General features: G+C 43.5%; 13 protein-coding genes. 1 reads left to right on the top strand and 12 read right to left on the bottom strand.

Translation table 11 applies throughout. The features are described 5' to 3' along the window. Positions 1-144: 144 nt before the first annotated feature. A complete protein-coding gene (locus tag L3Q72_RS20790) occupies positions 145-711 on the top strand; it encodes a nuclear transport factor 2 family protein (RefSeq protein WP_275132464.1) in 567 nt (188 codons plus the stop codon). A 109-nt stretch (positions 712-820) separates the two neighbouring features. On the opposite strand, the gene L3Q72_RS20785 is transcribed toward L3Q72_RS20790, so the two are convergent. From L3Q72_RS20785 to L3Q72_RS20730, 12 genes are all read right to left on the bottom strand, one after another. Next, positions 821-1732, bottom strand: coding sequence for a hypothetical protein (locus L3Q72_RS20785; protein WP_275132463.1), 912 nt, complete (start codon positions 1730-1732; stop codon positions 821-823). Between the two features lie 135 nt (positions 1733-1867). Beyond that, entirely contained in the window at positions 1868-2644 is a 777-nt protein-coding gene (locus L3Q72_RS20780) for a phytochelatin synthase family protein (protein ID WP_275132462.1), read from the bottom strand. Positions 2645-2686: 42 nt separating this feature from the next. Beyond that, positions 2687-3853, bottom strand: a complete 1167-nt coding sequence (locus L3Q72_RS20775; RefSeq protein ID WP_275132461.1) for a M20 family metallopeptidase — start codon at positions 3851-3853, stop codon at positions 2687-2689. Positions 3854-3873: 20 nt separating this feature from the next. Next, positions 3874-5199: an APC family permease gene (locus L3Q72_RS20770; RefSeq protein WP_275132460.1), complete on the bottom strand. Its 1326-nt coding sequence runs from the start codon at positions 5197-5199 to the stop codon at positions 3874-3876. Positions 5200-5806: 607 nt separating this feature from the next. After that, a complete protein-coding gene (locus L3Q72_RS20765) occupies positions 5807-6181 on the bottom strand; it encodes a RidA family protein (protein WP_275132459.1) in 375 nt (124 codons plus the stop codon). Between the two features lie 40 nt (positions 6182-6221). Further along, positions 6222-7508, bottom strand: coding sequence for an L-serine ammonia-lyase, iron-sulfur-dependent, subunit alpha (locus L3Q72_RS20760; protein ID WP_275132458.1), 1287 nt, complete (start codon positions 7506-7508; stop codon positions 6222-6224). A gap of 377 nt (positions 7509-7885) precedes the next feature. After that, on the bottom strand, positions 7886-8293 hold the full coding sequence (locus L3Q72_RS20755) for a hypothetical protein (protein WP_275132457.1): 408 nt from the start codon (positions 8291-8293) through the stop codon (positions 7886-7888). Between the two features lie 109 nt (positions 8294-8402). Continuing rightward, entirely contained in the window at positions 8403-8936 is a 534-nt protein-coding gene (locus tag L3Q72_RS20750; protein ID WP_275132456.1) for a PAS domain-containing protein, read from the bottom strand. 106 nt (positions 8937-9042) lie between these two features. Then, on the bottom strand, positions 9043-10290 hold the full coding sequence (locus tag L3Q72_RS20745; protein ID WP_275132455.1) for a type II toxin-antitoxin system HipA family toxin: 1248 nt from the start codon (positions 10288-10290) through the stop codon (positions 9043-9045). Then, the gene (locus L3Q72_RS20740; protein ID WP_275132454.1) at positions 10287-10565 is read right to left on the bottom strand and encodes an XRE family transcriptional regulator; all 279 of its coding nucleotides are present in this window, start codon (positions 10563-10565) and stop codon (positions 10287-10289) included. Before L3Q72_RS20740 ends, L3Q72_RS20745 begins: the two co-directional genes overlap by 4 nt. A 246-nt stretch (positions 10566-10811) precedes the next feature. Continuing rightward, positions 10812-11786: an aldo/keto reductase gene (locus L3Q72_RS20735; RefSeq protein ID WP_275132453.1), complete on the bottom strand. Its 975-nt coding sequence runs from the start codon at positions 11784-11786 to the stop codon at positions 10812-10814. A 29-nt stretch (positions 11787-11815) separates the two neighbouring features. Next, positions 11816-12826 carry a LacI family DNA-binding transcriptional regulator gene (locus L3Q72_RS20730; RefSeq protein WP_275132452.1) on the bottom strand — a complete coding sequence of 337 codons (1011 nt, stop codon included), beginning with the start codon at positions 12824-12826 and terminating at the stop codon, positions 11816-11818. Positions 12827-12922 lie beyond the last annotated feature (96 nt).

Genomic DNA, 12922 nt, shown 5'->3' with positions numbered 1-12922 from the left:
GTTGTGTAAGGAAAACACTAACAGTCTATTAGGACTAAGTCATCTAGAAATGTACACCGAAAACCCTAGAATAAAATCATTCATAATCCAAAGCTATCAGGTGATAGCGATATACATGGGTCTATTAATTAGAGGAATCATAAGATGAGAAACTTAGTTACTCGTACGTTACTACTTGCTGGCCTGGCTTCTGCAACTGCGTTCGCTGCTGACGTACCCGTTGAAAACCCGAAAGCAGCTCAGGATGCGGTTGAAATAAATAATCCTGCTTTATGGCCAAAACCTGCTAACCCTGTCGCTCCCGGCTCTGAAAACAGCAGTGCACTAAAGGTGGTTCAGGGGTTCTTTGCTGCTTACGGTAAGAGCGATATGGAAGCCCTGAAGCAGTTTGTTGCTGAAGATGTGGAGTGGCATGTTCCCGGCCGTCATCAGTTAGCAGGCACAAAGCGTGGCGTTGATGAGTTTGTTTCATTCTTCAACCAGTTAGGTAAAGCCGGTTTTGCTGCAGAAGTAATGATCCTTGCGGCAAATGATACCTATGTTATCGATGCCCACCGTGGCTGGAGTTCCAATACGAAAGACAATGTTGACCTGAACTGGATTCTTCTTTACCAAATCGAAGACGGAAAGATAAAGCGCGTACAGAATTTCTCAGGTGATTTATATAAATCAGACAAGTTCTTTAACGAATTTGTCCAATCAATGAAGTAAAAAACACAGGTAGCCTCTAATCAAACTCGGGTTGCGAGGCTACCGCTATCTATTTGAAGCCAGGTTAAGGACAAAGGGGGGAGCGTAAACTGATTGTTTTAGCCGATAACTATTCAAACAGCGTTGTATCAAAGTTAAACAGGTTCTCATCGAGCAGATATTGCCTGAGCGCTACTTCTGTTGCAGGAGAAACTCGCTTGATGATTGCACCAATCGACTCTATCTTATCTTCTTCAATTGGTACTCTGGAAACCACTTTTATATTTATTGTTACATCGGATAGTGGCGTTTCCGTTGCAGGTATTGAGCCTTCACTCATGGCATCATTTGGGTTTAGAATTTCAACATGCCGATTGAATATTGAATTTAAGGAATCTTGGAATCCCGTCATACTGTAACCGTAGTGAGTACAGCATAAGGCCGCATATAGTTTAGCCTCTTCACCTAGTTGGGCTTTCGTTTTAGCTTCCTGAGTGTACTGTTCAATCAACTCACGGACGATATCGCTATCAGGATCTGATTCAATTTTTTCTGCTAGACGTCCATACGATTGAGTAATTATTCTTTCTTCTTTAATGCCTGCCTTTAACAGGGCTTCTTTGTGTGTGTTTGCCTCAATCGTCGTTGGGGTAGCAGCAATCAACACCTTGCTATCAGGGTTGTCTGTTAGCTTGTCCAAAATACTGTTAACGCCGTATTCTATGATACCCACTGCCTTGGTATCACTCTCACGGGCAAACTCAGTTTGCCCAAGCAATACAGATAACGTATTACAGGCGATAAGAACCTTTTCTGGATTAAATGCTTCGGTTCCATATAAGGCGTCACTGAATACCTTCGTTTTTAGTTCTTGTGATGACATAAGGTTATATGGATATTTCAGGCTTGGCCAGGCATTGAAGAAGGTCAGATTGACGATAGGCTTAGGGCTGCTTTTTGATATTTTTTCTGCCAAATCTGCAAGTACAGAAAGACCACCAAGGCCGGAATCAAGCACGACAAGCGATAGAGTGTCAGACATAAAATCTCCCGGAATTATGCTAATTTTTAATAGGTTGAAAGTGTGTGAAATAGAGGCAACCTGGAGTAGATAGACCAGAGCTGCCTCCATACAGGCTACTTTTGTGGAGTAGTAGCCCGAGATAAGTAGAAGTGATTAGTTGGTGATTACAGCGTAGCCACGATATGCATCAATATCTTTAGTGTTCATAGACTTGATCACAAGGTCAGCATCGATCCATGCCCATGGGTATTTAGAACTGTTCACATCCATAACCAGGAAGGAGTCTGACTTTTGATCGTATGCAGCAATAGGGGAGAAGTGACCTCCGCCTTTTTGCTCAACACCTTTGCGTGCGTAGTTGATGACAAGGTAGTTATCTTTTTTATCTAGTGCTTTGATAAGATCTTGTTTTACTGAATTAATATCATCTAATTTAGCCAGTTCAACAGCCTTTACATGTGCGCCATTTGATTCTACGAGCGCAGCAAACTGATCAAGCTGTAATCCGTAATCGTTAAAATTGAATTCTGAAGTTGGTTTACCCATGATCTCCAGGCGTGTTTTTGGTGACTTGGTTAGCACTGTGTTTTGAGTGTAGCGGTGAAAGTATGGCTGCCAATTGTTTTTAGTCGGAAAATAGCCTTTTTCATGGGTTGCAACCAGGCTGTTGTCGTAAGGAATCTCTGTGGCTGCATCCAGTTCTTTCACTTTTAATGCGTTTAGCACGATAACAGTAGAAGCCACACCACAGAATACTTTGTTTTCCTGTGCTTCATAAAAATTTGCCAGTCTTGCAAAGTCTGTTTTGTGCTGCGAGGAAACCAGACGGTCAAAGCTTTCACCTGTTCCGAAATAGACTGGTGCGGCAAATGCGTTAAAAGCGGTTGCCAGAGTAACAGCAAGGATTGACCCTTTTGTGAATAGTTTCATAGTTAATTTACTCAATTATTATAGTGTTAAAATGTATTGGATTTAATGAGACAACCGTTTTCTTGCAATGCTAACCAATAGTGAGGCCGCATCTGACAAGCAGGTGTCATCAAAGTCAAAAGCTGAGGTGTGCAGGTTGGTACCTTTAGTTCCGATCATAAACCAGCAAACTCCTTCGACATCTTCAGTTACAAAGAACTGCATATCTTCTCCGCCGGGAGAAGCGGCAACATCAGTGACTATACTGTCTGTGCCATAGATATCTGTTGCGCAATGAATAACCGAATCTGTGTGTTCAATAGTATTCACGGTTGCAGGACAGAGGATTTCAAAATTCAGCTCGTAGCTTGCCCCATATTTCAGGCAAACTTCCTGAGCAATGAAGTGCATTTTGTCCCTCATATAATCGGCAATATGAGCTTCAAAATAGCGCATAGTGCCACCCGATTGTGCCGTCTCGGGAATACCATTAATGGTTGTGCCACTATTGAGTTTACAAGTAGCAATAATGGCCATGTTGTTTTCAATACCTGAGGTTATCTCGTTCCACAAGTTGACAATCTCGCATGCAACACTGATCGGGTTGATGCATTTTTCCGGTACTGAGCTATGGCCACTTTTCCCTGTTACCGAAAGAGTAAAGCATTCGCCTGCACCGGTTGTCGCGCCGTATCTAAGCTGAACGGTTCTATCCTCCAGGCGGGGCATATTATGGAATCCATAAAGCTCGCTGTACGGATGGGCCTTAAAAAGGCCATCCTTCATCATCGCTTTAGCTCCCTGGCCAGTCTCTTCATTTGGCTGGAACAGGATTTTTACGCACCCGCTGAAGTGATTATGATCTGATAAGCATTTAATCGCGGCGAGAGTAATAGCCATATGCCCGTCATGACCACAGGAGTGGGAGCATCCTTCATGGACAGAACTCCACTCTTTACCAGATTCATCGTCCATTGGCAGCGCATCCATATCGCAGCGAAAAGCGATGACTTTGCCTGGTTTTTGCCCAGGAATTGTGGCTACCAGTCCAGTGTTACCGTAACCTGTTTCATACTCAACACCCCAACCCTTTAGCAGATTAATCAGGTACTTCTGTGTCTTATACAGGTCAAAACGCAGCTCTGGAATCTGGTGTAAATCACGACGCCACTGAATGGCTTCCTGAGCCAAAGATTCATCAATAGTAAATGTTTCTGTTACCGTGAGCATGACTGTTACTCTCCCTTCTCTTATGCTTCTGCTTTTGCTTCTTGTAGTTGTTTTGCTTTCTTCTGAGCCATCAGGTAAAGCGGTGAGATAAGCGCCATAAAGCCAAGACCTACTGCAATCTTCATTGGTGGCTGGTCTGCAAGAAGATATAGACAGATAGCAACAGCAAGGATTGGTAATACAGGACCGAACGGAGCTTTGAATGAAGACTGTACTTCTTTGTCTTCTGCAAAGCGTTTACGGAATACAAGAACGCTCAAGCAAGTAGGAATGTACTGAAGGAAGCGGGCCGCTACAGACAGCATTGCTAACTGTGCAAATGTACCGCTCAGAGCAATTGGCACAGTAACCAGGCATGAAGCAATGATCGCAACAGTTGGGATACCGTTGTCATTCTTCTTACCGAAGAACTCTGGGATCATTTTGTCATCTGCAAGAGGAAGCAGTGCACGAGGGATGTGGAAAGATGCAGCCACATTGATACCACCGATAGATACGATAGAACCAATAGTGATTAACCAGTATCCGAAATCACCGGAAATAACGCGTGCCGCATCCGCAAGAGGTGTGCCTGAATCTGCAACAGACTCACCAAGAACACCCACAGTTACAGCCATAACCAGCGCGTAGAACATCATCACAATACCAAGAGACAAGCAAATTGCGCGAGGTAGGTTCTTCTTAGGGTCTTCCATATCTTCAGCGGCTGTACCGAATGTTTCAAAGCCAGTGAAAGAGTAGAAGGCTAAGATCAGAGCTGAAATAATGGTTTCTGAGTTCAGAGTATAAGTTGGGTTAACTGCTGAATTTGGAATGATATTTTCAGGAGTAATGTGCCAGATGCCAACCAGAATCAGGAATACCAATGGCAGCATCTTAGCTATGGTTGAAATGTTGTTTACGATTTTCGCTGCATCAACACCAAGCAGGTTAACGCCAGTTAACAGAGCGATTGTGCCAACCACAATACTGTTACAAAGTAACTGATCGTCAGCAAACCCAAATGTATTTGACAAAATATTCTTGAATGCCACTGCCATTACTGCCCAGGCAATACATTGCATAAACCATTTTAAAAAGCCAACTTCAAAACCGGCAAATTTACCGAAAGCTTCTTTGGTGTATACATAGGCAGCCCCGTTTTTACTAAAATAACTAGCAGCTTCTGCAAAACATAGAGCAATAGTAGCTACTATTGCTCCGGTAATAAATACCATTGCTACTGACCAGTCTCCAGCAAATTTATAAAGAGATGCTGGTAGTAGGAAAATACCAGAGCCAATAATAGAGTTAAAACCCAGAAGGACTATCGACCAGAGCCCAAACTTCTTTTGCTTTTCAGTCATAAATCAACCTTAATTAAATAACTTATATAGTGGTTTTTGTGTTCATTTAATAAGCAACAGTTAGAAGGTTATTCCCCTTATAAAAGGAGTAGAACGTTTTAGCCACGGAGCTGTATTAAATGCTTCACCTTTAATTCGAGAGAATCATACTCTTTAGAATGGAGAAAAAAATCACTCAATAACTGCATTTTGCGATAAAAATAGTATTTTTTTCTATAAATGCATTCATTTCATGGAATATTTTCTTGGCTTTGATCTTGAATATCTTTTGGATAATTAAGAGCCTTGTACTTTATGACCTGATTCAAATAATGAACAATCTATATTTATACAGTGCGTAAAAAACACTCAGCATTTATGTGGATATATGTCACATAAATATTTATCAATAATAACTTAATAAGTAATAACTAATGTTACGATGAGTTTTGTAATAAACAGAGGGCTAATTATAAATATAATTACGGGAATTATTGGTTACTATTTATCCAGGAGAATGTTTACGATAAACAGAGTGAATGATTAGGCTTGCAATTGATAGGTTATTTTAATGTGTGGTAACAAAAAAAAGCCCGGTAAATAACCGGGCTTGTAAAAGTTTGTTAATCTATTTGGTGGCGATGACTTCTATCTCTACCTTAGCATCCAATGGAAGCCGTGCTACCTCAACACAGCTCCGTGCCGGGAAGTTATCACCAAAGAACTCACCATAAATGCCGTTGACTACTGCAAAGTCGTTTAGATCTTTCACAAACACTGTGGTCTTGAAGATATCTTCTTTACTTAGTCCTGCTTCTTTCACAATTGCTTCAACATTTGCCAAAGATTGTCTGGTTTGATCTTCAACACTTTCAGGCATTTTACCTGTTGCTGGATCAATAGGTAGCTGACCGGAAGTGTACAATACACCATTGACAAGCTTAGCATGGACAAATGGACCTACCGCTGCTGGTGCGTTTTCACAATTTATTGTTTGTTTCATTTTTTCTTTCCAGATTATGTTTGTTTTTTAAAAAAGAGAGTTATTTACTTACCATGATATCCAGGATCTGGACATCAGTCTGCGTCATGGCACCGTTGGCCAATGCAGAAAGATTACGTATTGATTGATCCACACAGTCAGACACAATGCCTTCATTTCCGGTCACGCGGATTCCATCCAGAGCCATTAGCGCAGCCTTGAATGCAGCACTCGCTGATGAGGAGACTTTCATTGAACAGCTAGACTTCGCTCCGTCACAAATAATGCCGGAGATATCACCTATCATGCTGCCGACAGCGTAACTAATTTGGGTAAAGTTTCCTCCCATCAGCCAGGTCATCCCAGCTGCAGCCCCCATAGATGCAGTGGTTGCACCACAAAGCGCAGATAGTTTGTTCTGGTAGCTCTTAATGTAGATAGCTGTCAGGTGTGAAAGCATTAGTGCTCGTATCATCTGTTCCTTTTCTAGGTTCAGATGTTCTGCCACTACTACAACAGGCATGGTTGCGGCGATCCCCTGATTACCGGAGCCGGAGTTGCTCATAGCTGGTTTCATCGCGCCATCCATGCGGGCATCTGAAGCTGCAGAAGTACGGCAAAGAATGTTGGTCATTAAACCTTCCGCCAGCAGCCCTCTTTCCACATTACGCTTAAAAGTGGCACCAATCTGCAGGCCGTATTCACGTTCCAGACCTTCACGGGAAAGTTCATCGTTTAGCTGATAGGCCTGCTCGATAAATTCTATTTGTTCCAGTGGCGCATTCAGGGCGAAATCATAGATATCCGCGAGGCAGGCACCATGCATTAAATCGGTTTCAGGTTTCTCAGGTGCATCATTTTTTGTGCTATCGGTAAAGGTGGTGATGCCATCTTCCTCAATAGAAACGACATGCGTGTGGCTGTCTGCAATCGTCACCGAAACACACTTTTCGCCATTGCCTACAACTACTTTTGCATAAATCACACTACTAACATCAGCTACCTCGACTGAAACACAACCTTGCTCCAGAAGCGCTTTCGCTTTGGTAACATCTGCGGGAGTAATATCCTTAAGCACTTCAAGACCAGCATGAGCATCTCCCGCAATCACACCAATAGCAGCCGCGACTGGTAGTCCCACCATACCTGTACCAGGAATCCCTACACCCATACCATTTTTCATAAGATTCGGCGAAACATACGCTGCGATGGCTTTAACTTCTCCAGTCAACTTTTGCATAGCTATTGCGCCAGCCAGCGCGACAGATACAGGCTCTGTACATCCCAATGCTGGAGCCACATCTCTCTTTACTATACGGGTAAACTTATTCCAAAGTTCAGTTTTCATATTTATACCTTAGCCACTTAGTTCCTGCTTTTCAGGAACCAGAAAACATTACCGCCAGCAGTTGGCAGGGTACGCCGGATACCAGGCTGCTGTGGTTTCAAATCAGTGGCTACACTATACGAATTTTGTCATAGATGTTTTTTTCCTTATTTGCTTTAATTTTCACTAAAAGGAGGAAAATATTCTCTATTGTGGATTATGTTGGAAAGAATTCTGGCTAGATCATGTTTTTGGTATAAGAATCGCTTGGTGAAGACAAGTTCTTTAACGAATTTGCCCAGTCAATGAAGTAAAAAAACACAGGTAGCCTCTAATCAAACTCGGGTTGCGAGGCTACCGCTATCTATTTGAAGCCGGGTTAAGGACAAAGGGGGGAGTTACCTTTTCTTATTCTGCTGAACCAGTTTTTCATGCCACGCTGTGTTGCCGTCCCGCTTGCTTACGTCATACTCCGCGCAGAACTGAGATATGGTCATGTTGCTGTCACCCGTTGCTAATTTCAGTGCCAGTTCAACTCGCTGAAGTTTGCTTTGAAGGCGCAGAATCTGCCCGGCATTCGGGCTTTTTTCTTTGGCAAATTTTAGAGCAGCATGCTTGCGTTCTGCCGCACCAGCCCGGCGATCGGCTTCACCCAGCAGAAATCTCAGTTGAGCGACACTTTTTCCCTTTTTAAAAGCAGGGCCAATCCTTTCAACACAATCCTCAAATGAAGGGTCTTCAAGGTATGGATCAATCTTGCAAGCTTGTTGGCGCATCCACTCTAGCGCCAGTTTTTCATCTGACATAACGAAATTTTTTACAATAAAAGAGGCCTTATACTATCGCTTAATAGCAAACCGCTGCAATCAGAGATTGAGCCGGAAAGAGTTTACTGCCGGTGCCGGGCTTTCCGGGTTAATCTTCATCACAGTGCTTCTGGTACAGTTTCAGGATAAATTCCTCATATTCCTGCTGATAATTTTCCCGGATCAGCTCTTCAACCCAGCTCCAGGAAGTTTTCGGGGCGGTATTTGCCGGTAACCCTTTTTCCATTTCCAGCATCTGCTGATAAACCGGCTCTATTATCTTACGTGCCGCCTTTGGTGCATGACGACGTACCGAAAAAAAGCCAATCATTTTTCCGTTCTCATAATCAGGCGTGATATTGGCAAATACCCAGTAATAATTTTTGTCTGATGTGTAGTTTTTCACCAAGCCAAAAAACTCTTTACCAGACTTAATGGCTTTCCACATACCGTAAAACACGCCTCTCGGAATATCCGGATGGCGAATAATGCTGTGCGGTTCACCAAGCAGCTCTTGTTCTGAGTAGTTCGCAATTCTCATAAAGGTACGGTTCGCATAAGTAATATCGCCTTTAAGATCAGTCTTACTGACAATCAAATCATCTCTGCGAACGGGTACTTCTTTTTCTGACTTGTCTGACATCTCATCTCCTTCAGTCACTGATGGAAAGTAAGTAAGCTCTGGTTGTTTTATCAACTTATCAATAGAGTTTAGCTGAACTAAGTCAGGTTTTGCTATGTGAAGTGGGTTACAAACGCTTTAACTGCTTTTCAATATATTGTGATATATCAGAAATGAGGCTTAGAGGAGCATTAAAGTGCTTAGCTTCAGCTCTCCAGAGCTCTATTGATGTAATCACTTCATCAGCAACAATACGCGCCTCTTTTTCTTTTATATCCGCAACATTGGCTAAATACTTAATATCGTCCCAAGAGACATTTTTTCCTGAATTGCCAACAAGCATTGAGTGCTCACCCTGAATACCTGGGTTAAACGTGATGTCGTAAGCTGGTGAGTTCTTCCAGGCTCCCTTCTCATCCATCAGAAACGAAAAGTTCTTGGTATGATCATCCCGGTTACCGGTTATCACATTAAACAACATTCTCCGGAATAACTCTTTCACCTCTGCATGCGATTTAGTCACTGCTTTACATACATTAAACAGGCTTTCGTATGTAAAATCCGGGACTCTGAAATTAGCATTAACCAATCCTGCCAGAGTATGCATATGCACGCGTTGGTTATCACTCAAGCGATCAAACCTTTTGATAAGAAAGTATGCATTGTCATCTGTTCCTGAGACCAGCCTGGTTTCAGGAAAGTCGATCCCCGCTCTCTTTGCCATAAGAGAGTACAGATATTCAATTGAACCTTCTGATTTCTTTTCTGGGCTTGTACCTGTCGGAAACTTCGCTATCCAATGTTCAAATCCTGGTTCTAGATCGTATGCACCATAGATAGTTTCCGCTCCATTTATCCCAAGCAGTGCTTTCGGTCTGGCACCACCTGATGGCGTGCCGTTAATTGCCAGGTGATTAAGCACTTCTTCCGTTTCACCGGTGTACAGCTCTATCGACTCTTTAGCCAATCCATCCAGATCTATATGCTTACCTTGAGTATCAAATAACTTTATTCCTTCATCCGGCTGATAAGACAAAGCCCCCATGGCTCTGTCTCCGATATATGCCAAACGGTCTACTGGAGTAAATGAATCGATATCAACACCTTTTTTTCGAAGGTGCTTATCCATTACATAAAGCCCCCAGCCATCAGGAAGAGAGTCATTAAAGACGCCTTGAATCCCGTTAAAAGGCTCTCTCTTAGCTTCCTGCAGTTGATCATGAGGGTGCAGTTGAAATGGAGAAAGAGGCAGGCCTCTTTTCAGAAAATCACTGTCATATTCAAAGTATCCACGACTATCGTCATAGGCAAGTCGACCGACATAAATGGACTTTTCTTTTGGATCACCATGATAGAAAACAGATAAGATCTTCATCGTTCTCCTCCTTTCATCTTAATCAGTTCATCCATAGTTCGGGCTTTAGGCAGGCTAAAGATATCTTCGAAGCAGGACAGATCGCCATACACCTGAGTCAGCATCAGTAGTTGCCGAAATGAAATCTCTCCGGTGTCTTCAAACCTCCGGATAGTAGGAGCCGGAACCCCGGAAAGCTCAGCCGCTTTGTCCCGGCTATGCTTCATCCAGATGCGCTTTTTTTTCAGGCTGGCAGCAAGTTCTTTGGATATCTGACTTGTTGACTTAAATGACATAACCATATCAATATAGACCAAAAATAACGACTGATTGATATTATTATATCAAATGTGTATGTACTCATTACAGAAATAAATACACTCTGTATCAGGAAAGTACTTTATGATCTTCTGAGTGACCAGACCGGTCTTGTGATCATGAGATCTGACACGAACATAACTTACTCTGAGTTTATCTCGCATATGAAAATAAAAACCCCGGCAGTGAATTGTCACGCCGGGGCCGAATTAAGGAGGGTCAGATTATTTGAGATCCCACTTAATCACGATCTCTTCTGCTCGTTTAAGCAGTTCAGCACTGGCAGATGATTGCATAAACGCGGCGTTATCTTTCACCTGAGAAACCGTATGCGCTCCGGCGATAACCGGTCCGATTTCATCCTGAGCCACCAGCCAGTGAATTGCCAGGTGTGCCAGCGGAATGTTGGCTTCTTTTGCCAGCACTTTTAGCTCTTCTACACAGTTGAAGTAAGGTTCAAAGGCTTCACCATTCAGCTTAGGGTTGTTGCTGCGGTCATCCTTTTCATCCCAGTTTCCGGAGCGCTTGAGTGTTCCGGTTAGCAAGCCCTGCATCAAAGGTGAGTATGGCAGATACTTCATATCGTGCTCTTTACAGAAAGGCAGAGCCTCATCGCGCGCTTTATACTGCAGCGGGATATTGTGGTAATGGTCCGGGTTCTGTTCCAGTAAGTTGTACAGTCCCTGGAAGGTGGCCACTTCCACTTCTTCCATCATTTCTCTGGTCATATCCAGCGAATAGTTTGATACACCCACATGACGGATTTTTCCCTGACGCTTCAGTTCAGCCAGCGCTTTTGCCGTTTCGGCAATCGGTACATTCGGATCCGGCCAGTGCACCTGGTAAAGGTCGATGTAGTCGGTTTTGAGTCGTGACAGAGATTCTTCCACTTCCTGGAAAAGGCTGGAAGGAGTCAGGTTATTGGTTACCTTGTTATTACTGTCCCACACAAGGCCGCACTTGGTCGCGATAACCACCTTTGAACGGTCAATGCCTTCAAGCGCCTGTCCCAGTACGGTCTCTGCATGTCCCAGACCATACACAGGCGCAACATCAAAAAAGTTAATTCCCAGATCAATCGCTGAACGCACAGCGTTGATGGATTCTCTGTCAGAAACGTTATTCCAGGTGCCGCCCATGGCCCAGCATCCAAAACCTAAAGCCGAGCTCTGAATGTCTTTTATTCTTTTTTCTATCATTATTATGTCCTACCTGTCTTCTGACAGGTTTATTCCAGATCGATCACATCAGACTGACGAGCAATAATCTCTGCCTGATACCAGTTCTTGGCTTCGTAATTACGACGCTCCAATTTATTCAGCATCAGTTTAGCCATTTCTTCCCCCACAGCATGAGTGTCATATCGCAAACTTGTAATTGAGGGCTTACTATATCGGCTTAATTCATAGTCACCATAACCGGCGATGGCAATATCGGTTCCCGGCTGATAGCCCAATTCTTCACAGGCTGCAATGGTACCCAGAGCCATGATGTCGTCTGCACAAAGGATGGAAGTAGGACGTTTTGCCAGAGAAAGTACCTCTTTGGCCATCTTTAGTGCGGCCTCTTCAATCAGTTCACCATTGAGCAACAGCCTTGGGTCTGCAATCAGACCGGCTTCTTCTATTGCTCTCAGATAACCTCGCTTACGTGACCGGGAGAAATTCAGCTCCAGCGGGGCATCCAGGAAAGCTATCTGCTTATGGCCCATTTCTATCTGACGCCTGGTTAGCTGATAGAAGGCGTTCTCGTTGTCCACGTCAACAAAGCTGGCTTCGTCAAAGCTTTCGTCATGCCCGTGACAAACATAAGGAAAGCCCTTCTCATTTAACATGGCAATACGTGGATCATTCTGGCGAATACGCATCACAAACAGGCCGTCAATCAGGCCGCTGCTGATAAAGTCTGAGTAAACCTTAGTTTCGTCCTGAAATGCGGCGAGGGTGGTAACGATTAGCTGGTAATCGTGTTTAGCGAGGAACTCTGAGGTGCTGGCCAGCACTTTTGAAAAGGCAGGTGAGACAAACATGCGCGGGTTAGCTGGCAGAATAATACCCACATTACGTGACTTACCCGAAGCCAGCCTTTTGGCTGTAGGGTTTGGGCGGTATCCGATTTCCTGCGCCGCCTGCATCACTTTTTTCCGCGTTTCCGGATTTACATCTGAATATCCGTTTAGTGCTCTTGAAACCGTGGATTTTGAAAGGTTCAGGTGCTCTGCTAGTTTTTTTATCGACATATTATTTCTGTACTCGTTACCTCAGGCCCGTTGCCAACTGCTTATCTCTGATACGGGACAGTTAGTGTAACCTTCTATGTTTATTCGAAAAAGTGA

The organism is Vibrio sp. JC009 (genome assembly GCF_029016485.1).
In the GTDB taxonomy this organism is placed as follows: Bacteria; Pseudomonadota; Gammaproteobacteria; order Enterobacterales; family Vibrionaceae; genus Vibrio.
Note: the sequence above shows the minus strand (reverse complement) of the source record. Positions and strands in the feature narration are given on the sequence as shown.